Annotated in this window: 18 protein-coding genes; 16 read left to right on the forward strand and 2 right to left on the reverse strand. The window is 47.5% G+C overall.

Annotated features, from left to right (window positions below):
- Nucleotides 1–20 precede the first annotated feature (20 nt).
- Together FJQ58_RS22560 and FJQ58_RS22565 are read left to right on the forward strand one after the other, a co-directional pair.
- The gene (locus FJQ58_RS22560; RefSeq protein ID WP_238404278.1) at nt 21–941 is read left to right on the forward strand and encodes a carbohydrate ABC transporter permease; all 921 of its coding nucleotides are present in this window, start codon (nt 21–23) and stop codon (nt 939–941) included.
- Nucleotides 938–1,786, forward strand: coding sequence for a carbohydrate ABC transporter permease (locus tag FJQ58_RS22565; protein WP_139997077.1), 849 nt, complete (start codon nt 938–940; stop codon nt 1,784–1,786). The genes FJQ58_RS22560 and FJQ58_RS22565 overlap by 4 nt, the downstream gene beginning before the upstream one ends.
- Before the next feature lie 71 nt (nt 1,787–1,857).
- Here FJQ58_RS22565 and FJQ58_RS22570 read toward each other — a convergent pair whose 3' ends face one another.
- A complete protein-coding gene (locus tag FJQ58_RS22570; protein WP_139997078.1) occupies nt 1,858–3,411 on the reverse strand; it encodes a sensor histidine kinase in 1,554 nt (517 codons plus the stop codon).
- Nucleotides 3,408–4,094, reverse strand: coding sequence for a response regulator transcription factor (locus FJQ58_RS22575; protein WP_139997079.1), 687 nt, complete (start codon nt 4,092–4,094; stop codon nt 3,408–3,410). The genes FJQ58_RS22570 and FJQ58_RS22575 overlap by 4 nt, the downstream gene beginning before the upstream one ends.
- A 239-nt stretch (nt 4,095–4,333) precedes the next feature.
- On the opposite strand from FJQ58_RS22575, the gene FJQ58_RS22580 reads away from it, so the two are divergent.
- The 14 genes from FJQ58_RS22580 (at nt 4,334) to FJQ58_RS22645 (ending at nt 24,314) form a co-directional block, all read left to right on the forward strand.
- Nucleotides 4,334–5,323 (forward strand): peptidoglycan-binding domain-containing protein, encoded by a 990-nt coding sequence (locus FJQ58_RS22580; protein ID WP_238404279.1) that lies wholly within the window; start codon nt 4,334–4,336, stop codon nt 5,321–5,323.
- Nucleotides 5,324–5,641: 318 nt separating this feature from the next.
- Nucleotides 5,642–7,213 (forward strand): glycoside hydrolase family 43 protein, encoded by a 1,572-nt coding sequence (locus tag FJQ58_RS22585; RefSeq protein ID WP_139997081.1) that lies wholly within the window; start codon nt 5,642–5,644, stop codon nt 7,211–7,213.
- Nucleotides 7,214–7,298: 85 nt separating this feature from the next.
- Nucleotides 7,299–8,453 (forward strand): AGE family epimerase/isomerase, encoded by a 1,155-nt coding sequence (locus tag FJQ58_RS22590; protein WP_139997082.1) that lies wholly within the window; start codon nt 7,299–7,301, stop codon nt 8,451–8,453.
- A 363-nt stretch (nt 8,454–8,816) separates the two neighbouring features.
- Entirely contained in the window at nt 8,817–10,163 is a 1,347-nt protein-coding gene (locus FJQ58_RS22595; RefSeq protein WP_139997083.1) for an ABC transporter substrate-binding protein, read from the forward strand.
- A gap of 91 nt (nt 10,164–10,254) precedes the next feature.
- Nucleotides 10,255–11,148, forward strand: a complete 894-nt coding sequence (locus tag FJQ58_RS22600) for a carbohydrate ABC transporter permease (protein ID WP_139997084.1) — start codon at nt 10,255–10,257, stop codon at nt 11,146–11,148.
- Between the two features lies 1 nt (nt 11,149).
- A complete protein-coding gene (locus FJQ58_RS22605) occupies nt 11,150–11,980 on the forward strand; it encodes a carbohydrate ABC transporter permease (protein ID WP_139997085.1) in 831 nt (276 codons plus the stop codon).
- Between the two features lie 160 nt (nt 11,981–12,140).
- On the forward strand, nt 12,141–13,922 hold the full coding sequence (locus tag FJQ58_RS22610; protein ID WP_139997086.1) for a sensor histidine kinase: 1,782 nt from the start codon (nt 12,141–12,143) through the stop codon (nt 13,920–13,922).
- Nucleotides 13,897–15,489 (forward strand): response regulator, encoded by a 1,593-nt coding sequence (locus tag FJQ58_RS22615; protein WP_139997087.1) that lies wholly within the window; start codon nt 13,897–13,899, stop codon nt 15,487–15,489. Before FJQ58_RS22610 ends, FJQ58_RS22615 begins: the two co-directional genes overlap by 26 nt.
- A 187-nt stretch (nt 15,490–15,676) precedes the next feature.
- Nucleotides 15,677–17,851 (forward strand): hypothetical protein, encoded by a 2,175-nt coding sequence (locus FJQ58_RS22620; protein WP_139997088.1) that lies wholly within the window; start codon nt 15,677–15,679, stop codon nt 17,849–17,851.
- A gap of 112 nt (nt 17,852–17,963) precedes the next feature.
- A complete protein-coding gene (locus FJQ58_RS22625) occupies nt 17,964–19,262 on the forward strand; it encodes an ABC transporter substrate-binding protein (protein WP_139997089.1) in 1,299 nt (432 codons plus the stop codon).
- Nucleotides 19,263–19,316: 54 nt separating this feature from the next.
- The gene (locus tag FJQ58_RS22630; protein WP_139997090.1) at nt 19,317–20,186 is read left to right on the forward strand and encodes a carbohydrate ABC transporter permease; all 870 of its coding nucleotides are present in this window, start codon (nt 19,317–19,319) and stop codon (nt 20,184–20,186) included.
- Nucleotides 20,183–20,986 carry a carbohydrate ABC transporter permease gene (locus FJQ58_RS22635; RefSeq protein ID WP_139997091.1) on the forward strand — a complete coding sequence of 268 codons (804 nt, stop codon included), beginning with the start codon at nt 20,183–20,185 and terminating at the stop codon, nt 20,984–20,986. Before FJQ58_RS22630 ends, FJQ58_RS22635 begins: the two co-directional genes overlap by 4 nt.
- A gap of 35 nt (nt 20,987–21,021) precedes the next feature.
- Entirely contained in the window at nt 21,022–22,608 is a 1,587-nt protein-coding gene (locus FJQ58_RS22640) for a response regulator (protein ID WP_139997092.1), read from the forward strand.
- Nucleotides 22,608–24,314: a sensor histidine kinase gene (locus FJQ58_RS22645; protein WP_139997093.1), complete on the forward strand. Its 1,707-nt coding sequence runs from the start codon at nt 22,608–22,610 to the stop codon at nt 24,312–24,314. Before FJQ58_RS22640 ends, FJQ58_RS22645 begins: the two co-directional genes overlap by 1 nt.
- Nucleotides 24,315–24,329: the final 15 nt, after the last annotated feature.

The following is a 24,329-nucleotide window of genomic DNA, read 5'->3' on the forward strand; positions in this document are numbered from 1 at the left end:
GGATGAAAAGGAGTTAACCAGTGAAACGCACCTCTAAACAATGGCTGCGTAATCCCGACATGTATGCCGGATACGCATTTATATTTCCATGGCTGCTTGGCCTATTTGTTTTTTCGTTATTTCCGATTTTTTTCTCGTTGTATTTATCGTTTACGGACTATGATATTTTATCCGCGCCACAATGGATCGGGTTTGAAAATTTCAAGGAAATGTTCACAGATGACCCGCGCTTCGTGAAATCAGTGAAGGTGACGCTGCTTTACGTTGCAGTGGCTGTCCCGCTTCGCCTATGCTTTGCACTGGCTATTGCCGCTTTGCTTAATATGAAAATAAAAGGGGCTCGAGCTCTTCGTTCTCTGTATTATTTGCCAACGCTGATGGGCGGGAGCGTAGCTGTTATCGTGATGTGGGGTCAGCTCTTTGGCTTAAATGGAGCGTTCAATTCGTTCATGCGCTCGATTTTTGGAATTGAAATATCGATTTCTTGGATTACCGACCCTTCGACAGCGCTTGGCTCCCTGATTGTTTTGTCCGTATGGCAATTCGGATCGGCGATGCTGATCTTTCTTGCGGGCCTAAAGCAAATTCCAGCGAGTTTGCTGGAGGCTGCCTTGGTAGACGGAGCGTCAGCGGCCTATAGATTCCGCCGAATTACATTGCCGTTGCTTAGTCCGGTAATCTTCTTCAACCTAGTGATGGGAATCATCGGGGGTTTTAAAGTTTTCTCGGAGGGCATGATCTTAACCGGCGGCGGACCGCATGACCAGACGCTATTCTATGTCATTTATTTATATGAAAACTCATTCCGATTTCTGCATATGGGCTACGGCTCTGCTATGGCATGGGTGTTGTTGCTTGCAGTCAGCATACTGACGGCGCTCGTCTTCCGCTCTTCTTCACTGTGGGTGCATTACGAATCGAAAGGAGAGAGAGAGGCATGAATGCGACATCACAAAAGCGAGGGGGCAACCTCTGGCTAAGCGCGGCTGTGTGGGGATTTGCCATCGTTATGATTTATCCGCTGCTTTGGCTGCTATCGAGCTCGCTAAAGCATACGACAGAGGTGTACTCGCAGGCGCATAAGCTTATCCCTGCTCATTTTTACTGGGAAAACTATGTATCGGGTTTTAAAGGTTTTGCAGGTCATTCTTTTTTCTTGTTTTTTCAGAATTCACTATATGTAACTATATTTTCAGTGGTTGGCACCGTTATTGCTTCCACCATGGCGGCTTATGCTTTTGCTAGAATACGCTTTCCAGGTTCTGCTTTCTGGTTCGCGTGCATGATGCTGACATTGATGCTGCCAAGCGAGGTGCTTATTATTCCCCAGTATATGCTGTTTAACAAACTGAATTGGATTAACACGTTTTGGCCTTTGATTGTTCCATCTTTTGCAGGCGGAGCATTCTTTATCTTTTTGCTCGTGCAGTTCATGCGGGGCATTCCCGTTGAACTTGACGAATCGGCGCGAATCGATGGGTGCGGCCGTTTCCTGTTTTTTGCTAAAATCATGCTGCCATTAATCGTGCCAGCGATCGTAACAACGGCTGTTTTTAAATTTATATGGACATGGGATGATTATTTTGCTCCTCTTCTGTATCTTAACTCAGCGGAAATGGCCACCGTATCGCTAGCCATTAAAAGCATGGCTGATCCGACGATGGAGACAAATTGGGGGGCGCTGTTCGCGATGTCCGTATTGTCGCTGGTTCCGGTCGTGGCAGTGTTTATCGCCTTTCAGAGATATATTGTTGAAGGGATAAGTACGACAGGACTGAAGGGATAGCCTTAAAATGCCCAGTACGAAGTGCTACCGGGCATACATAGGCACAATGGTTATGCTGCGTAATATTTATTTTAATGCGGCGGGTTGTCCTCATTGTCCCTAGCGGGATGAATAGGAAGCAAAATGCGAAAGCTCGTTCCGATACCAGGCTCGCTGCTAACGGCAATGGTTCCTTCGTGTGCATCTACGATTGATTTCGTAATCGCAAGACCTAGCCCTGCGCCTCCGTTCTTGCGTGTTCGGGAGGACTCGCTCCGATAAAATCTTTCGAACAAATGCGGCAAATGTGCCGCGTCAATGCCAGCGCCGTTATCGGTGACGGCCAGCTCTGCAAACTTGTGCTCTTTAGCTAATGTAATCGTGATGGTACCGGCTTCAGAGTCGGTATGCTGCACGGCGTTAAGAAACAGATTAAGCAGCACCTGCTTCAGCTTGTCGGCATGGAAGAGGCCGGTAACCGGAGACGCAATGGTTATCTCCACTTTTCGGCGCCCCGCAAGCAGCTGCAGCTGCGGCTCCATTTCAAGGAGCAGTTCGTCCAGACGCGTATCAGTCAGCTGCAGCCGAGGGTCTTGATCTAGCTTAGCCAGCGACAATAAATCCTCGACGAGCTTATTGATGCGCCTCGATTCCAGCTGCATGCTGTTTAATGCCCGATTGAGCTGCTCGGGGCTCGCAGCTGCGCCGCGCAGCAAAACCTCCAGAAAACCATGGATGGAAGTGAGCGGCGTTCGTAGCTCATGAGAGGCATCGGCAACGAATCGGCGCATTTTCTCGGTCGTTTTGCGCTCGCTTTCGAAGGATACATCGAGTCGCTCAAGCATGCCGTTAAAAGCATCTGACAAGCGATCGATTTCCTCTTGGCCTTGACTCGCCGGGATTCGTTTAGTCAGATTCCCAGCATCGGTCTGCTGTGCGGCTAGCACGACGCGGGACAAGGGCCTTAACGTCCGGCGGAGCAGCGGCAAATAAAGGGCAAGGCCGGCAGCGAGCGCCAATACGGATAACCCGGCAAATATAGCTAGCTGTGTCAGAAGAAGCTGTTTTAGTGAATACGTTTCGGTACTCGCTTGGATGATGCCTTGCGAACTGCCTGGCGGGCCGGCGAGCCGAAAAACAACAAGCTGCTCGATTCCTTGCGTATTATTGATGATTTTGTAATCGGTTTTCTTATGTCCGCGAAGCTGGGCTTGAAGCTGCTTATATTCCTCCGTAGTGAGGATCGGAGCATTGGTCCCGTTATCCTTCGTCACCTCGGATAGGGTTCCGCTTGAATCAATGTAGAGGACCGATAATCCTGGCTGATAAAAGATAGGAGAATCACGTCTTCCTTTTTGCGGCCAATCCGAAGGTGCAGATTCGTCGGAATCCATAGCGTTATTATGTTTTGCCGGCGGCTCCGGGTTTTCTCCATTCGAAAACCAGTCCATCGGCATGGACATGATTTGCGCATTTAACGCCTCTGCTTTATTTTGATAGACAAAATCTTTCATGATGATATATTGCAGTACGCCAATGAGCAAGAATAATGCGGCTAAAATCAGTAAGGAGCGATTCAGCAGCTGGTACCGCAGCGATCGAGGGGCAAAAAGTCGGGCGAATGAATCTTTTCTCCATCTGCTCATGGAAAATCCATCCGATAACCCGATCCGCGAAGTGTGCGAATCAGCCGATGCTCCTTGTCATTTAATTTATCTCTAAGAGAACGGATGTACACCTCCACGATGTTTTCTTCCCCGCCAAAGTTATATCCCCAAACCTTGTCCAAAATAAGCGATTTGCTGAGTACGATACCATTGTTCATAATAATGAACCTCAGCAGCTCGTATTCGGTTGGCGACAATTCAAGCGCTTGATCTAAATAGAGAAGCTCCTTGCGGCGGTCATCCAGCCGGAACGGTCCATAGCTCGCCTCGCCAAGCAAATGGGGGAACTGGTTGCGAAGCCTTGCTCCAATGCGTGCAAGAAGCTCGCTGAAGCTAAAGGGCTTGACCAAATAGTCGTCAGCGCCAAGCGTCAGGCCTTTGACGCGGTCTTCAATCTCATCCTTGGCTGTCAGCATGATGACGGCGATGTTGTTTCCCGTCGCTCTCAAAGCTGCGCATACCTCAAATCCGTTTAATCCCGGCATCATGACGTCTAATATGACAACTTGAGGCTCGAAGGAGGCTGCTTCAACGAGTGCAGCTTCTCCGTCGTAAGCGACTCGGATATCAAAGCCTTCATTGATAAGCCCTAGTTCAAGAAACTGCACAATATTCGGTTCATCATCAACAAGCAATATTTTAATCCCTTTAAAGGATGCCATTTTCGTTCCTCCTTCATGTCTTTCATTCTATTATCGGCCTTTTGAACAAAAGATGCACCTTGTAACATGAGAATTCAGCTAACATTCAGCCTGGACTTGAATGGCTTATGGGAGATAGGCTATCCGTTTTTTTTGTTGTTTTTTTGGAATGAATTTTAAAAGTTGGGGATAGTAAAGGGGGAGCTTAAAACCTAAACCAAAAGGATGGTGTATTTTGCATGCAACAGGAGAAAGAAGTTTTGGATCCAAATGGAAAAAGAAGTAAGATAGGAAGACTTGCTGCAAGGTACATAGGCGTAGCGTTACTCGCTATTGCGCTCATGTTCAGCTTGCCTAACACAGGGCATGCGATTGGAAAAAACGCTAAGGGGCCCGATGTTTATGTTATTCAAGGAATGCTGAAATCGTTAGGCAGCTATTCCGGGCCAATTGACGGCTATTACGGTGCATCAACCGTTCGCGGAGTAAAATATTATCAGAAAAAGCATGGTCTGAAAGCAACGGGTGCCGTGGATGCTAAAACGCTACAATCCATTTCATATTCGTATTCTGAGCTGAAGGCATCTGCGAAATCACGCAGTCAAGCCAAAGCGAAGGGCAATGCGAAGGGCTTGGGCAAAGGTGCTGGTAATGGCGCTGGTGGCGGTGCAGGCGGCGGAGCTGGTGGCGGTGCAGGTGGCGGTGCAGGCGGCGGAGCTGGTGGCGGTGCAGGCGGCGGAGCTGGTGGCGGTGCAGGCGGCGGAGCTGGTGGCGGTGCAGGCGGCGGAGCAGGTGGCGGAGCAGGTGGCGGTGCAGGTGGCGGAGCAGGCGGCGGTGCAGGTGGCGGAGCAGGCGGCGGTGCAGGCGGCGGAGCAGGCGGCGGAGCAGGTGGCGGTGCAGGCGGCGGAGCAGGCGGCGGAGCAGGCGGCGGTGCAGGCGGCGGTGCAGGCGGCGCAGGCGAGAACCAAGGCAAAGGCGGAGGCTTTGGCGGTGGTCAAGGCGGAAACCAAAGCAAAGGCGGAGGAATCGGCGGTGGCCAAGGCGGAAACCAAAGCAAAGGCGGAGGAATCGGCGGTGGCCAAGGCGGGAACCAAAGCAAAGGCGGAGGAATTGGCGGAGGCCAAGGCGGCAATGGCAACATTGGCGGCGGACAATCCGGCAATCAGGCTCCAAACGGTGGACCGTCTGGCAATCAAAGCAAAGGCGGAAATTCTTCCGAGAATCAAGCTCCGAACAGCAGCCAGCAATAGGCTTCTTCAAGGATGATAAAACAGCCGATCAGGGTCAAGAGCCTGATCGGCTGTTTTTTTTATTTGTATATAGATACAACGATAATTACTCAAATGAAATGGGAGATGTCAGTTGAACAAAAAATAGTGCCCTACCATAAGCCATTCTCCTTTTCCCATTTTCGACGAAAATGACTAAATAAGTGCACTTCATTCTAAAAAAACCTACATACGCTGTTTTTTTTCGTATGCTACGATAATCCATAGTTGAAGAAATCGCTATATTTCAAATAGGAAAATCTGGCATCCACCAAGACAGAGAAAGGCTGATCTAAGCGTATGATAAACAATCCGATTTTAACGGGCTTTAATCCGGATGCATCATTTCTGAGGGTAGGCGAGGATTATTATATAGCGACCTCCACCTTTGAATGGTTTCCTGGCGTTCAACTTTATCATTCCAAGGATCTGGCGAATTGGGAGTTGATTCCTCATGCGCTTCAACGTACCTCTCAGCTGGATCTCAGAGGGAATCCAAGCTCAGGCGGCATTTGGGCGCCCGCGCTTTCTTACGATAACGGCATTTACTATTTGCTTTATACCGACGTTAAAGCACGCAAAGGCGTTTTCAAAGATTTGCATAATTATCTCGTTACATCGGAGGGCATGAACGGCCCGTGGTCCGAGCCCCTCTATCTGAATGGGAGCGGCTTCGACCCTTATTTGTACCATGACGAGGACGGTACCAAATGGCTTCTCAACATGCAATGGGATTTCAGGGATAACCACAGCAGGTTTGGGGGGATCTTGCTTCAACAATATGATCCCACGGAGCAGCGGCTTATCGGTTCGGTCAAAAAGATTTACGAAGGCACGGACATCGGCGTTACGGAAGGACCACAGCTATTCAAGCGAGGCGGCTATTACTATTTGCTTGTTGCCGAAGGTGGTACGGGCATCAATCATGCAGCTACGTTAGCACGCTCTAGGCATATTGACGGTCCCTACGAAACGGATCCTTCTTATCCGATGATGACGACGCGCGGCGCTCCCGAGTACCCGCTGCAAAATGCAGGGCATGGGATGATCGTTGAAACGCAAAAAGGCGAGTGGTACATGTCCCATATTTGCAGCCGCCCGTTTTCTGGGACGAAGCTGAATCCGCTCGGCCGCGAAACGTCGCTCCAGCGGCTCCGCTGGACAGAGGATGGTTGGCTGCGCCTCAGCCATGAAGGGAGACTGCCGGCTTTGGCTGCTCCTGCTCCGGATCTTGCTCCGCATCCGTATCCGGAACTGCCAGCCAAGGATGATTTTGAAGCTCCAGTGCTCGGTCTGCACTACCAGACGCTTCGCGTTCCTGCGGAAGATACGTGGCTTAGCTTAAGCGAACGTCCCGGCTATTTGCGGCTTCGCGGACGGGAGTCGCTTCATTCTTGGCATCACCAAAGCATGGTGGCACGCCGGCTGCAGCATTTCGACTGCACAGTTGAAACGCGCATGGATTATGAACCGGCGCATTTTATGCAGATGGCAGGCCTTGTCTTCTATTATGATGAGCAGGATTACTTTTATTTGCGAGTGACGCGTGACGGAGACAACGGACGCAAGCTTGGCGTAGTCTCCTCGAACAGCGGCAAATACTGCGAAGACAAAAACAGTGAGCTTTGCGTCAATGACTGGGCTACATTCTATTTGCGGGCCAGGGTTAGCGGACGGTCGCTTCAGTTTTCTGCTTCACCGGATGGCGAAGAGTGGGAGAATGTCGGCAGCGAGCTTGACATGGGTATGCTCTCAGATGAATACGGCGGCAAGCTTGGCTTCACGGGAGCCATGATCGGCTTATGTGCTCAGGACCTCAACGGTTCAAAAAAACATGCGGATTTTGATTATTTCACCTATCAGATTGGATAGTCATTTTAACTTATTTATGTTTACGATTGGTAGCAAACAAGGATACGCAAAGCAAAATAAATGAATAAGAAAGTGGGATCAAACCATGCTGCAGGCAAACGATCAACTCTGGTTAAGCAATGTCATAGATAAAATAACGACGAAGATGGACTGGGTAAGCGAGAAGTCGAGAAATAAAATACCGTATACAACGATTAACGGAGTGCATGACGACCGTAATGTGGATAACCCTTCAAACAATATTACGGATGGCATTAACTGGTGGACGAATGGTTTTTGGGGCGGCATGATGTGGCTGATGCACCATGAAACCGGCAATGAAAAGTATAAGGAGATTGCGAATATTTCAGAGGACATGCTGGATAAATGCTTTGAACAATATGACGGTCTGCACCACGATGTGGGATTTATGTGGCTCCCGACCAGCGTAGCCAATTATAAAGTAACGGGCCACGCGGAATCCAAAAAAAGAGCGATGCACGCTGCCAACCTGCTGGCAGGCCGCTTTAATCTGGCGGGCGGTTTTATCCGCGCGTGGAATGATCTCGGGGAGCAGGATACCCGGGGCTGGGCGATCATCGATTGTATGTTTAATATTCCGCTTCTTTATTGGGCGACAGAGGAGTCGGGGGATCCCCGATTTAAACAAATTGCGATGAAGCATGCGGATACCGCTATGACGGCCTTTGTAAGGCCGGATGGTTCCGTTAACCATATCGTTGAATTCGATCCTTTTATTGGCGGGGTGGTCAAAACGTTTGGCGGTCAAGGCTATGAAGAAGGCTCTTCGTGGACAAGGGGACAAACGTGGGCGTTGTATGGCTTTATGATGAGCTACATTCATACGGGCAAAGAGGAGTACTTAAATACGGCGAAGCGAATTGCCCATTATTTTATAGCTAATATCCCTGAAAGCGGCATTATTCCGATTGATTTTAGACAGCCGAAGGAGCCCGCCTACGAAGATTCGACAGCTGCGGCGATTGCGGCATGCGGATTGATTGAGATCGCCAAGGTGGTAGGCCAGCATGAGAAAGACGTTTATATTCAAGCGGCGTTGAAGCTGTTAAAGACATTGGATGAATCCCGCAGCGACTGGAGCCAACATTCCGACTGCATTTTAATTAACGGTTCGTCAGCGTACCATAATAAGGATCATCATACCGCGATTATTTATGGCGATTATTATTTCATGGAAGCTATTTTCAAGCTTAAAGGCAATGATTTATACCTTTGGTAGGCCATCCAAACAGCGGCAACCCGGAACAAGCGTTATATGTTCCGGGTTGCCGCTGTTTTTAATTAATAGATGACCAGAAATCAAGTTGCAAAAACGGTCATAATCAGCTGCACAGTCATAGGTAAAAGCGGCTGGGGCATCCTATTTTAAAGGGAAAAGATACCGTCAGCCAGACCGAGATCAAGCAAGCGGTTCATCGTTAACTTCTTAAATAAGCCGCATATCCGCCTTAAAAAACTTCATTTCACGTGTCGACTTTTGATGATAATCTTAGAACATGGAACGGGGTTGAACAAGGGTGGTGCGCACATCTTGCAGGTAGCTCCTCTAAAAAACGCAGATACTAAAGGGAGGTCCAAGTAAATGGCTAAAAAACCATTACTGAAATTCGCTTCAATTATTATGGCTTTATCCCTAGTTCTTACGGCATGCGGCGGAAACAACTCTAACAACGGCAATGCGGGAGCAAGCAACAGCCCGGACAACAAGGGTACGGCTACGGATGCCCCGAAGGAAGTCAACTTTACCATTGCTTATGCAACAGGAGATCCGTCAACGAAAAAAGCAATTGAAGCGACGATCGATGCTTTCACTGCAAAAAATCCGAATATCAAAATTACGAATTATAGTGAAACAACATCCGCCGCATACTTAGATTGGCTGAAAACAAAAGACGCTGTCGGCCAATTCCCAGATTTGGTCGAAATGCGCGACACGAAAGTGTTCGCAGACGCCGGCAAAATCGTGGAGCTGCCTGAGGATCTTCGCAGCTTGTTCAAAACATTGCCGGAATATAACGGGAAAATATATAACGCTCCAATATCCGGCGGCACACCTCAAGGGATCATCTACAGCAAGAAAGCGTATGCTGACGCTGGAATTACCGAGTTGCCCAAAACCTATGACGAGTTCCTTGCTATTCAGGAAAAATTGGCTGCTACCGGCATTTCACCGATTGTAGTCGGAGGCAAAGATATTTTCCATATGGGCTTCTGGACCAATTTCTTTATCATGAACGAGGTGTACTCGAAGGATCCGGATTGGAACTCGAAGCGTACAGCGAAAACAGCAAGCTTCACGGATGCAGGCATGGTACAAGCGATAACCGATTACAAAGATTTATTTAGCAAATATGTGGATAAAGGCTGGCTCTCCACGGCAGACAATCAAACGGCTTCCATTCTAGTATCAGGCAAAGCAGCCCAGCTGTTCTCCGGCCCTTGGATGTTCGGTCAAATTGCGGAAGCAGACCCGAACTTTGAATTTGGTTTCTATGCGATACCGAATCGCGAAGGGAAAACGGTTGTTCTAGGCCTTCCAGGCTTGGCAGGATGGTCTTTGTCAGCGGAAGCGGCAAAAGACGCAGACAAAGTAGAAGCGATGAAAGCGTTCATTAAATTCTTCTTTGATCCAGAGCAATATGCTCCATACCTAGCGACTGTTAATGGACTTCCATCCACAGCGATTGAAGTATCCTATGAAACAGGCGAGCAAATGAAAGAGGTGCTCCGCTTGATCAATGACGAGACGGTCATCAAATCGCTCGCTATCAATAACTGGTACGGGGAAAATGCCATTCCGCCGCAATTCCGTAACTGGTTCTATAAGCTTCTTCAAGAGCTGGTTCTGAAAAACGGCGATGTAACGGACTATATGAAGCAGGCAGACACCGAGTATGACAGCAATGTCAAAGCCAATTTGCAGCAATAAGCGGCTTAGGCCGGATGACAATCAAAGAGCGACCTCTGCCAACGCGGAGGTTCTCTTTTTATCAAACCTTAGCAGGAAGTAGGAGAGAGCCATGATTGCCAAGTCAAAGAAAAAGAAATGGACGAATTATGCAATTTGGTTTATATTGCCAGCCTTTATCGTATACACGGCTTTTGTCATCGTCCCTACTCTCAGCAGCGTGTATCTGAGCTTTACGGCTTGGAACGGAGTAAGCGAAAAGATTCCTTATATCGGGCTTGATAATTTTGTTGAAATTTTCAAAAGTCCCCGTGTGCACAATGCTTTAAAAAATACGTTGATTCTAGCGGTTTCATTAGTACTCTTAGAAAATATTGTCGCTTTGGGACTGGCCATATTGGTAGATCAGGTTCGCTGGTTCCGTAATTTGTTCCGCAGCATCTTCTATTTTCCGGTATTAATGTCGGGTATTATTATGGGTTTTATATGGATGATTATTCTGAATTATAACTTTGGCGTTTTGAATCAATTGTTGGAAATGACAGGTCTCGGTTTCCTGAAGACAGACTGGTTAGGCAATCCGGATTATGCGTTAATCTCGATTATTCTATCCACCGTCTGGAAGGCAGCCGGTTACTATATGGTGATTTACCTGGCAGGGCTTCAAGGCATTCCGCAGGAATTAAATGAAGCGGCCAGCATTGACGGTGCCAATCGCCTGCAGCAGTTCCGCCATATTACGTTCCCTTTGCTGGCTGGCGCTACGACCGTTTGCGTCATGTTATCGATGATTGGGTCGCTTAAAGTATTCGACCAAATCGCGGTTATGACAGACGGCGGTCCGGGATTTGCTACAGAAACGTTGACCTATATTATTTACAAGGTCGGCTTTGGCGAATTGAGACAAGGCTTTGGTACGGCGCTTGCTCTTGTTCTGTTCATCCTCACCCTGGTCATCTCCTTGGTTCAAATTAAAGTGCTCCGCAAAAGAGAGGTGCAGATGTAAGATGAAAAAAGAAATCAAGCCGATGGATGTTATTACATTTGTTATTACGCTGCTTATAGCGGTCGTGTTCGCCTTCCCGATTTATTTCAACATCATGTCCGCATTCAAAAGCAATGCAGAAATTATGAAGGATGCGATCTCATTTCCGAAGGAGCTTTATTTAGAGAGCTTTAAATACTTGCTGACGGAAACGAAATATCCCGAAGCGATGCTGAACAGCACCATTCTTACGGTAAGCTCAATCGCTGTGATGGTGCTCGTCATTCCAATGGCCGCTTATGCCATCGAGCGAACAAACTCGAAATGGACAAACGCCGCGTTTACTTATTTTCTCTTTGGCATGATGATTCCGTTTCAGGTTTACATGATTCCATTGTTTAAGCAGCTCAAGCTGATCGGGCTTTTCGGCACGCTTACGGGACCGGTTCTGCTTTATATTTCCGGATCGATCGGATTTGGGGTCTTGCTCTATACAAGCTTTCTGAAAGGGATCCCCCGGGAGATTGAGGAGTCGGCAGAGATCGATGGCTGCTCCAGAACCGGGATCTTCTGGAAAATCGTATTTCCGCTGCTCGGTCCGGTTACCGCGAGCATGGTCGTGCTGCAGGGACTCGGCATTTGGAATGACTTTCTGATGCCCATGATGGTACTGCCAGCAGGCCAAGCCAAAACGATGATCGTAGAGCTGTTCTACTACGTTGGGGAGTTTTCATCACGCTGGGATATGATTTTCGCCGGAACGACGATGTCGTTGATTCCAGTACTGATTGCCTTTCTATCCCTGCAGAAGTATTTCGTCAAAGGCGTTTCGTCTGGCGCGATTAAGGGATAAGACCGTAATGATACTAAACGCAATAACCGATCAGCCGGAAGCTCCTCTTGAGGAATTTCCGGCTGTATCTATTGCGTCTCAATCGTCATGCTTGAGTTGTCTCCGCCTTAGGTTATGATAAGATAAGTAAGGGAAGCGTTTGCTTAGGGGGAGCTTGCAGATGAAAATATGGCGGCTTAGATGGAACAGCGTATTCGTAAAATTTTCGGTAGCCTTTATTTTAGTGGGGCTCATTCCATTATTCGCGCTCAGCTACTTTTCCGTTCAAACCTTTACGGGGCATGTCGAGCGGTATACGAACGATAATTTGCGCCAGATGGTTCTCTACATCAGCTACAATCTGAATTCAGCCTTTAATAATTACAATGAGATTTCGATGCTGATGTACACCGGACGTTATGATGGGATGCAGGACAGCTTCGCAGACAATCAGACCCGCAACGTCAATGAATTGGAGCAAATCAACACCGTACCGATCGATGCTTTTCTTAAAATGATCATGTACAGCGACCGTTATATAGCAAGCGCTTATTTCGTCCGGGCGAAGGACGGCAAACTGTTCTATCAAACGAAAGAAAATAAAGTCATTATTTCCGAGAAGCTGCCCGTAGAGGACTGGATGAGCACGATGAAGGATGCTCCTACGGACTTGATGATTTATCCGACACATGAGGATTTTTATATATTTAATTCGCAGGACAAGGTCATTACGATTGGGCGGAACTTAATTGATACTTCAGGCACGTTGTTAAAGGAGCCCAAAATCGTAGGCACCTTGTTCTTTGATGTGGACGCCAAAGTCGCCGACCAGTTTTTGCGGGAATTGAATTTAGGGGAGCAGGATGAGCTTTACGTGCTTGACGGCAACGAACGAGCCTATTTCAGCAACAAAGAACTAGCCTCTATTCAAACCCCTATCTCTTCCGAAGCAGATAAGGGCAAGCTTATTTTGAGCGAGGATATTCCATTCTTAAAGGGACAACTGCTGGTTAAATTCGAGAACGAAGAAATTTATAAGCAGCTTGGGACGACCAGCACGGCTGTATATATAGCGATCGGCATTTGCTCGCTTGTACTAATCATCATGGGCACCTGGTTTTCAAGAAGGCTTGCGGCGCCGATTCGAGGGCTGATCAAGCAGATGACCAAGGTGGAATCCGGCAATTTGGAAATTCAGATCGAAGTGAAAAGCAATGATGAAATGGGGAGGCTCGCGCATGGCTTCAACCGGATGGTCGATCGGCTGCAGGCATTTATTAATGAGGCCTACGTCGCTGAGATCAAGCAAAAGCAAACCGAGCTTAATGCGCTGAAGAGCCAAATTAGGCCCCATTATTTGTACAATACGCTGGAGGTCATTCGGATGAATGCCGTTCACAGTGACGCGGATGAGGTAGCAGATATGATTCTCTCGTTATCGAATCAGTTGAAGTATGTTATTGATTATGGCGAGGACTGGGTCACGATCCAGCATGAGCTAGATCATCTGAAAGATTATTTCTATATCATTCAGGTGAGGTTTGAGAACCGGTTCGAGCTCCGCTGCGATATTTCTGACCATATCAACAGGGATTGGCCAATCCTAAAGCTTTCCCTGCAGCCGATTGTCGAGAACGCCATTCAACATGGACTTCGCCCAAAAGGTAAAGGCACCGTTCAAATCTCTATCGAGCGTATCGAGGATAAGCTGGCCGTTACGGTCTATGATGACGGGATTGGCATGGACAAGGAAGAGCTTGATCGCTTGAATGCCTTGCTGGAGGATGAGGCGGCTCCTTCCAAAAATGTCGGCATCAAAAACGTTCATGAACGAATCAAGTCGGTTTGCGGGGAAGGCTACGGCATTTCAATCAGCAGCCGTAGGCATGTGGGCACTTCGGTGCTGATGCTATTTCCGGTGAAGGAGGGGGTGCCGTATGATACGGCTCATTCTGGCAGATGATGAACCCATTATTATAAAAGGACTGCGAAAGCTAATCGATTGGGAATCGTTCGGCATGGAAATTGTCGGACAGGCGTATGACGGGAATGAACTGATGGCGCTGATCGAGGAGCGGAGTCCTGACTTAGTCATTAGCGACATTAGCATGCCTCACCGAACGGGAATCGACATCATTAAAGAAATTAAACAACGGGGATTGCCGGTTAACGTTATTTTTATAAGCGCTTATCAGGAGTTTTCTTATGCTAGGGACGCAGTGGCATTCGGGGCTATCGATTATTTAGTGAAGCCTGTCGTCAAGCAGCAGCTGGAGAGTGTGCTGGACAAAGCCATTTCCCTTATTGCCGAGCATAATGAGGAGCAGAAGCGCAAAGGGAAGCTGCAGCTTCTGGAGCGAAAGAGCCGGCATGAGGAGATGCAGGAAGCGCTAATCAGGCTAACGGAAGGGAGCTTGTCTCCGGGGGCAAAATCGTTTCAAGAAACGGAGGCGCAGCTTCTTGGCCCTCTCTATACAGCATTGATCGTGGAGGTTGAGCGGCAGAAGGAAGATTCGGACCGCTGGACGGACAAAGAAAACAAGCTGATCGAGTTTGCCATAGGGAACGTGCTACAGGAAACGATAACGGAAACGGCAATTGGGTATGCGTTCATGAAGGGAACGCAGCATGTGATTATTGCCAGCCACAAGGAGAAGGACGAGACGATTATGCTGGCCGAGGATACGCAAAGCAAAATCGAAACGTTTCTGAAGTTAAAGGTTTCGGTTGCACTGAGCCGGCCGGTAAGTGAGCTGGTGAAGCTTGCAGAAGCTTTTCGCGAGGCGGAGCACGCGATGGAAATGAAATATTTTCTCGGATTAAACCGCGTGTTGCGTTACGTGCCGCCCGTGCAGCCGCATTCCTTCGACAAGGAGCTTTATGATTTGCAGTGGGACGTTATACGCAGGATGACGGGCAAGCCATGGCCGGAGGTAGAAGCCGGACTTGGCATCTGGCTTGCTACGATTAAGAAAGAAACGTACGGCAACCGGCCGCTTGCGGTATCCACCTGCTTCTCATCGGTGTCTTTTATTATCCAAGAGCTCGCCAAATCAGGCGTGCGCCTATCAGAACGTGCCTTGGATAAGGGGGAGCTGCAGCAGCGGTTGGCATCCTTCGAGACCTTCGACCGGATGGGGACGGAAATTACAGGCGTATTCGAGAAAACATACTTGGAAATGGACGGTGACTCCGGCAACAAGGAGAAAATCGTATTGGCTAAAATCAAGCAATTCATTGATGAGCATTATAGCGAGGAAATTACGCTTGAATCGATGGCGAGCATGGCGTTCATGAATCCCTATTACTTCAGCAGCTTCTTTAAGAAGCATACCAAACAAAATTTCAAACAATACGTGACGGAGGTCCGGATGAAGCATGCCACAGATATGCTGAGTCTGACGGACTTGATGGTCTACGAGATTGCAGAGAAGGTGGGCTATAATAATGCCCGCCATTTCAGCGATATGTTCAAAAAGACATACGGCAAGCTGCCTAACGATTATCGGCAGGATAAGAAAAAAATATAGTCAAAATGTTTGTTATTATTATCTTAATTTTCCTATAAGTGCTGTTCCTGAAGGCTATATCCTGGGATCAGTGCTTTTTTTTGTATAAAAATGTATAGAATTTTGTATGAAAAAGGGAAGTTTATTGCATCGACCCCAATGATACACTTCGTTACATTTGAATTATTCTATGAAGTGGGGTGAGTGCATGATTAAAATTTTTTTTCGAGAAGACCAAGGACTTTTCCCACAATTGCAATGGGAAACTGCGGGTGGGCAGCAAGAGATTACCGTTAAACAGCCGATAATGGCTCGTTATTTAGATCAGACGACAGTCTCGATGAACTATCAGCATGTTCGTCAGCTGTCTGCCGAGGAATGGCAGGCTGAAGCTGAATGGACTCACGCAGGCTATGCCTATACGATTAGCGACCGCTGGGCAGCAGAGGCTAACGGGGTTACCCTGCATCGAAGTCTCAAAGCAGTTGAAACAGCGGCAGGAGCCAAGCCAAATGGATTGCAGCTTCAGCTTCGAGCAGGATTGACGGATTCGGGGGAATGGAGATTTTGCGCGCCTGCAACCCACTATTCGGAGCCCGGACCGCTGGCTTCGTTCACCGAGGCCAAATCCTATATGGATGACCGTCTAACGTATCCGGTTATTATAGGCTACCGCCCAGAAAGACTGGAATCTGTATCGTTTGGCCGGGTTAAGCTGCCGGAGGTGACGAATAAGCCGCGGCGGACGGCTGCTAAGGAGAATCGGTATTTGCAGGAAACGGAAGTCGGCTCACTTGGTTATGCGGTGGAAGGAGGAAAGGAGCTGTTTCTGGAAGCTTTCTGGCCCTATCATGAAGGCGACCGCAGCGTAGCGCTAAATGCGAGCCGAACGCCTGTATCCGCGTTTTATCCGCTTGAAGGGGAGTCGCTGGAGATGGAATTGGCTTATGACCTGCGGATAAGCAGTGCGGAAAATTTCGCAGACGCGGTGTATTCCACTTTCAAAACGTATGCCGAGCTGCAACAGACGAAGCCAGCAAGACTTCCCTTTACGCTTGTAAAATCAATGGAGTATCGCAATGTTTCCTTGCGCAACAGCTACCGGGAGCTTTCGAATGGAGTGGCGGGATTCTTTTTCCACTTTGATCCTAGACATGGATACTTATCCGAGCCTTCGGGCTTCGGTACATCGTTTAATAATATTCCTCATGAATCTTACACTCGCATTTTGGAATATGGGTTCACAGGGCGGCAAATCAATACGGCCTATTTGCTTGCCAAATCCGATGGTGGCGAATGGTTGGAGAAAGGAAGAAGGGTTACCCAGTTTTTCGTTGATCGGCTGGCCACCCCCTCGGGGTTCCTCTATTCCTTATTCGATATCGAGAAGGACAAGCCGTTTGCTTCCTTCGGCGAAGCGGGCGCTCCCAAGCTTCATTATATTTCCCATGGCGATATTCCGGGAAACTATTTGCGTACGATGGTTGAGCCAGCGTTCGACCTGCTGTTAAACTATCAGCTTTACTCATCGCAAAATAGCGAACAACCCTCATGGTGGGAAACAACCGAACGTTTTGCACGCTTCCTGCTGGATCATCAGAACGATGATGGCTCGTGGTACCGTGCATACGAACCGGATGCCAAACCGCTTAAAAATGCGGAAGGATTTGGCCATAACGAGTTTTCATCAAAATCGGCGAGCTCGATTCCCATTTTATATCTTATTGCCATGGGAAATGCTTCAGGCGAGCACGGGCGGCCATACCACGATGCCGCAAGAAGAGCAGGAGATTATGTTCTAACGACCTACGTGCCGCAGGATTGTTACTTGGGGGGCACGCTCGACAATCCGAACGTGATTGATAAAGAAGCTGCGCAATATACAATGGCAGCTTTATACGGCTTGTATAAACTGACGGGTGAGAAAAGATATTTGCAAGGCGCGGTCAGAGCAGGTAAAATATTTATCTCTTGGAATTATATTTGGAATGCTCCTCATTTTTCGGGCACAGAGCTTGCTAGAGTCCAATTTCAAACGGTTGGCATGGGCGGCATCAATTCCATATGGGGGGGCGGGGTTGTTGATATCTACTCGCTGTTCCACTTAGAAGAGCTGGACGGCTTAGGAGCAGAGGCAGGAGAACTGTTTTTCCGCTCCATGGCACAATGGATTGCGATTGGTACGCAGCAGCTGCTGTCTCATCCGGGAGACTTAATGGGCTTTACCGACTTAGGCATGCAGCCGGAAGGCTTTGGCATTTGCAACCAAGGCATTGACGAGGGGATGATTGCCAAAGGCGACATTTGGGGGACTTTAGGCTGGATTTATTCTGCTGGAATTTATGGATTAGGCAAATATTTGGACAATCGAAACGAGATCTGATTTGAATAGATTTTCGAACGAGATCAGACAGATTCTTGCATGTTTCCAAATCTAGCAATTTGTTACGCTAAAGAAGATAATGGAAATAGAGAAGAAGGGGAGGGATTTTTGCATGATGAAAAAATGGATAGGTGGAGCAGTGTCGTTATTGCTTTTACTGTGCCTTGTCATTTCAGGCTGTTCCAGCAAGAATAGCGAAGCGGCAGGGGGCGAGGCGGCATCCGATGAGAAACAAGTGGATCTGACGCTGCTCAGCAGCTGGAGCACGGATACGGAGCGCGGTAAAGCGCTGCAAACGGTAGTCGAGAATTTCAACAAGGAAAATGAGAACAAAATTAAAGTTACCGTGGATATTAACCCGGATTGGCCTGCGCTGCAGCAGAAAGTCAAAACGATGATTGCTGCGGGCCAGACGCCAGACATCTTTAACTATAATTTCAACCCTAATGATCTCTCACGCCAAAAGTCAGGCAAATTGCTGAATCTGACGGAGTATATGGATGACGCATGGAAGTCGCGTTTTACGGAGCAGGATTTGCAAGCCATGACTGTGGACGGGGAATTGACATCGATTCCGTTTGAGAAAGCGGGCATTCTGTTTTACTATAACAAGGATTTGTTCGCGAAAGCCGGAATCGAAGCATTCCCGACGACATGGGATGAATTTTTTGATGTTTGCGAGAAGCTGAAGGATGCGGGCATTACGCCAATCTCGCTCATGACTGCCGATGATGCATGGCATGCGACTAATGCATTCACGTACCTAGCAGCAAGCTTGGGAGGGACAAGCGTATTTGACGCTGGCAAGTCTCTCGACACGCCTGAAGTCGTGAAAGCGGCTGAATATATGAAGAAACTCTTTGGATACACGACAGCTGATGCGCTTGGCGGCAACTATTCGGTGAGCAGCAACAACTTCCTTACGGGCAGCACGGCTATGATTATTGATGGCCCATGGCTGATTGGATCTATTAGTGAAGAGCTCTCGCCTTCCATTGCAGTTGCGGCTAGCCCAACGTTTGGCGATGGCAAGGTACAGCCAGGGTTTACCGTGACGGACACGTACACGCCTTGGTCATCGGGCAAGAAGAACTCCAAGGAAAAAGAAGAGGCAGCGGTTGCCTTTCTGAAATACATGACATCGGAAGAAAGCTCCAAAATCTTTACACTGGAAGGCAGCATCCTGCTCTCCACTAAGCTTACTTTAACGGAAGAAGAAACTACGCAGGCGGGACCTATTTTAGGCCAATACATCAAGACAAACAGCGAAGCGCCTGAAAGCATTGTCAACCTTGTCCGCAACCTTAAGCCAGCAGCAGCATCCAAGCTGCCATCGCTTATTGAAGGCATGATGTTTGACCGCTATACGCCAGAACAATTTGTGAAACAGCTGCAAGAGGTTAATCAATAAGCTGATAGAGGGGAGGGAAACCTCTCCTCTGTTTTTGAAAGGGGCATGTGAACGATGACATCTAGGCAAATCTACCTCTATCTGGCTCCGGCCTTGCTGTTTACGGTTGTCTTTTTTATCTTTCCTCTTGCGTATGTATTATTCGTGAGCTTGCAGGAGTGGGATGGACTTAGCGGCATGAATTTTGTCGGCCTTGATAATTTTCGATACCTCTTCGAAGACGCTGCCTTCAAAACAGCAATGGTGAATACGATGTATTGGATTTTGGCGGGAACTTTGCTGCATACTCCGCTAGGCCTGCTGCTTGCACTCCTCTTATTTAGTAAGCCGAAAGGCTGGAAATGGCTGCGGACATTGTTTTTTTTGCCGAATGTCATCTCCACCACAGCGCTTGCCTTTCTATGGTATTTTGTCCTGCATGTCAGTCTGGGATTAGTCAACAACTCGCTCAAGGGTGTCGGCCTGGAAGCTTGGGCACGCCCCTGGCTTAGCGACCCCAGCACTTCAGTCTTCGCAAGCATGATTCCCTTTGTGTTATATATCGGTTTTACTATGGTTATTTTCTTAACGCAGATGTCGACGATTTCACCGGAGCTTTACGAGGCTGCTGAAATCGATGGAGCTACGAGAGCGCAGATGAATTGGCATATCACGGTGCCGCTGGTGAAAAGCGCAATTGGCATCAATATTATTTTCAATACGGCATTTTGCTTGCGGATGTTTGAGTATCCGCTCTTAATGACGGGCGGCGGTCCAGCCGATTCCTCTATGAATATGTCTTTATACATCTATCGTGAGATGATCTCGGCTAATCGCTATGGCATTTCCATGGCTGCCGGCCTAATGACGATTCTGATGGGGACGATTGCGATGGGCATTGTTTTTGGCAGCTTGCGCTTGTCGGAGTGGAGGCGGCCACGGTGAGAGGATTACGCTGGATATTTATTCTGTTGTTTATGATGATTACATTAGTCCCTTTTGTCTGGCTTATTCTGGCATCCTTCAAAACGAATCAGGAATTATTTTCGGCACCGTTTGCATTGCCGGATAAATGGATGATTGAAAATTATAAAACGGTCCTGACGAGCCATCCGATCCCGCGTTATTTTTTGAATTCCATCTTTATTGCAATGATATCGACCTTGATTGGTGTTGTACTAGCCACTTTAGTTTCGTATGCCTTTATGTATTCTTTCAAATTTAAGGCAGGCTGGCTGCTAATCATTACCTTTGGAATATTTATTCCCACCAATGCGTTCATTGTTCCTTATTATTTTATTGTGAACTGGCTGGGATTTTACGATACGCTGCTTGGCGTAGCTCTTGTTTATGCCGGAGTTTCTTTGCCGCTAAGCATATTAATTGTCAAAACCTATATGGACTCTATTCAGAAAGAAATATTGGAAGCTTCTTTTATAGACGGAGCAAGCGTGCATCGCACCTTTATTAGCGTCATTCTGCCAATATCTTATCCGGGAATGACAACAGCAAGCATTTTTCTAATGATTACGGCTTGGAACGAGCTGCTATTTGCATCTCTGCTTACGCAAAGCGAGGGAACGCGTACTCTCCAGGTGGCTATTCGCTTCTTCTTATCGACATTTTCTGCTAATTATCCGGTTGCTTTTGCGGCGATGGTAATTGCAGTCATTCCAACTATTGTCATCTATTCGCTGCTAAGCGAGAAAATAATAGGTGGACTAACGGCAGGTGCCGTGAAATAATCGATTTGGAAGATAGCTTGAGGAGGATTTGCAGCATGAGGGTATTGATAGTCGACGATGAGGTTGTTATCCGAGACGGACTTCGTACATTAATAGACTGGAGTGAAGCTGGTTTTAATGAAGTGCTGGATGCCAGAAATGCATCGGACGCCATTAAAATTATTGAATATAAGAAGCCCGAAGTGGTACTGACGGACATTTTTATGCCAGGCATGTCGGGACTCGATTTTGCCAAAACGATTCGGGATCAATATCCGGACATTCGGTTTGTCATTCTGAGCGGGTATGAGAAATTCGAATATGCGAAGCGAGCGGTAGAAATAGGTGTCGCAAAATATTTGGTTAAGCCTATATTCCCGGAAGAATTAAAGGAAACGATTGAAGAGCTAAGGGATGAAATTCTGCTGGAGCATCAAGCGAAAAATTGGAATGAGATGGCCCAAATCCGCTTGGAGGAATATAAGCCTATTATTGCGGAAAAGTTTTGGAGCGACTTGCTCTCCGGCACATTGTCGTCCACCGGTATGATTGAGGGGCGAGCGGAGACTGCGGATATATCTCTTGCCTATTCTTCGTATACTTGCCTCGCAATCGAGATTTGCAATGTGGAGAGCCTGATGGAAAATGAAGGGGAGCGTGAGCTGTGGCTGAACCGCTTCTCTATTCGTAAGGTTATTGAGGAATTGAATACGGACAGCGTCGTTTATATTTACGATCATTCCGAAGCGGTGTTGCTTTGCGTGATGGCGGGTGCTGCCAGCACGGAAGTTTGGAAGAAAACAGCGGATATGATCAAGCGCACGCTTAAAATCGATATCAATATTGGCGTAGGCAGCTGCTGCCAAGACATTTCCGAGGTTTGGTCTTCTTCGCTGGAAGCTCTTGACAGCGTGAAGTATTTGGCTGTTTTGGAGCAGACAGGCTTTATTCGCTTTGAGGATATACCAGCATGGAAGAAGGATCATGTGGAATATCCTTATGATGAAGAGAAGCAATTGCTTGAAATTTTGCGCTACCGCGACCAAATTAATGAACAGGCAATGGACAATTTCATAGATATGGTCATGCAGCAAAATCCATCGCCGCAAATGCTGCGATTGACTTGCGTGCAGCTGCTTGGAGCGGTCTATCGGCTGGTTGACGAATATGGCATTGATTCGGTTCCGACCTTCAATCAAAGCGTATCTCGCCTAAACGCCCTGTCTTCTTATACGCGGATTCAAAAGGAATTTATCGCGCTGTTTACGGATATTATCGCTTGGAGAAGCACGCATCACGCCAGCTTTGTGAGCCAGTTGGTTGACGGAGCTGTGCAAATTATTACGAACCGCTATCATGATGCGAATCTAAGCGTAGCTTCTATCGCGCAAACGGTTTGCATTTCGCCTAACTATCTATCGCGTATTTTTCATCAACAGATGGGCAAAACCTGCGTAGAGTTCATGACTGAATGCCGTTTGGAAGAAGCGAAGAAGCTTCTTCAGTTAACTAACCATAAGAATTATGAAATTGCAGAGAAGGTTGGTTATGCCAACGCTCATTATTTTAGCTCTATGTTCAAGAAGAATGTCGGCTTGTCCCCGAGCGGATACCGCGAACGCCATCAGGAGACCGAAAGCTGATGCGGACGATCCGCTCGCAGATGATGCTGTTTTTTTCTTTGTTGATTCTCATTCCAATCATCATAAGCTGCACAAACCTGTATTACTCCCTGCAAAGCTATTTGAAGGAAAGTTATATGAGGCAGCAGGATCAATCGATTAACAACTTAGCCTCCGAACTCAACGATTGGCGATTTCAGCTGGAGGAGCTGTCTTTGCTGTTATTTGGCGATAAGCGAATTCAACAATTTCTATCTCATCCGAATACGGAACGCTCGGGAGAGCAGCTTGAGCGGGCGATCGAATTTAGGCAGGCTATGCAGACTTATGGTGGGACGCGAAAGGTTGAATACTCCATTTATATAGCCCGTATGAACGGTACGATTTATGGGGATGGACTCGTTTCAAAAATAGATAACTATATCAATTCCCGAATGGCTGAAGCAGCGAAATACAAAGGAACGGCAGTATGGGAATACGTGGACGAACTGGATACAGTCGTGTTGTACCGGCAAATTAACAATAATGAAGTGGATTTGAAAAATCCGATCGGTTATCTGTTTCTGTTCATTGACACTAGCGATCTGGAAAAAACGATAGCCAGATACAAAGTAGATAATTATCAGCAGTATGCGGTGTACAATAACGATAGAACATTTGAAATTCGAACGGATACGCAAAAGAATCGCATAATGGTTCATGATTGGAAGGACCTAGGCAACGAGCTTCTGCATAAGGCGTTTGAAAACAACGAAGATTACGTCACGTTTGTAGAGCCGCGTTCCGATTGGACAATCGTATCCTGGATATCAAAAAAAGATATTTTGCGGCCTGCACGCGATTTGTTTTTTGGCATTCTATTTATCGCTTTTGTGCTCATTTTGTTTTGCGTGTTTATGGTTCTATTTCTGTCCCATCGCATTACTAAGCCATTACATAAGGTCCAGCAGCAAATGAAGCTGATAGGGGAAGGGATTTTTTTGTTCAAAATGCCAGTGGTTCGAAATGATGAGGTAGGCGAACTCGCGACGGCCATGAATCGAATGTCCGATGAGATTTTAAGTCTTATTCAGAAGAACCGCGAGGAGGAGGCTAAACGCAGACTTCTTCAATTGCAGACGCTGGAATATCAGATTAACCCGCACTTCCTCTACAATACGCTTGATTCCGTTAACATGCTGGCACGCAAGCACAAGGATCCCATTATCGCCGACATCGTCACGTATCTCTCCCGCTTGTTCCGAATTGGCTTGAACCAGGGACGCGAATTAATTACGGTGAAGGAAGAGGTTCGCCATGTCACCTATTATTTGAAAATACAGGAAATCCGATTTGCCGGCCAACTATTCTGGGATGTGGATTTGGATGATCAGCTCGCTGAGGTCAAAATGATTAAATTTATTTTGCAGCCGCTTGTCGAGAATAGTATCAATCATGGAATACGCAGACGCGAGACGCCGGGGCATATACATATCCGTGTATCAAAGAATGAAGAGTGCTTTTTGCTCGAAGTGGAGGATGACGGCATTGGGATGTCTCCCGAGCAGCTGGATCGCATTCAGCAATCGCTTGAGGAGGATAATAGCAACGAGGAGCAGGATCATGGCTTTGGCCTGCGTAATGTTCATCAACGGCTGCAGCTGCATTACGGGCTTCCTTACGGGCTTCAATTCAAAAGCGTAGAAGGAAAAGGAACGACGGTAAGCGTAAAGTTGCCGATAAAATAGGCTTATGCGAAAATC

It is taken from the genome of Paenibacillus paridis, from assembly GCF_006345825.1.
Taxonomy (GTDB): Bacteria; Bacillota; Bacilli; order Paenibacillales; family Paenibacillaceae; genus Pristimantibacillus; species Pristimantibacillus paridis.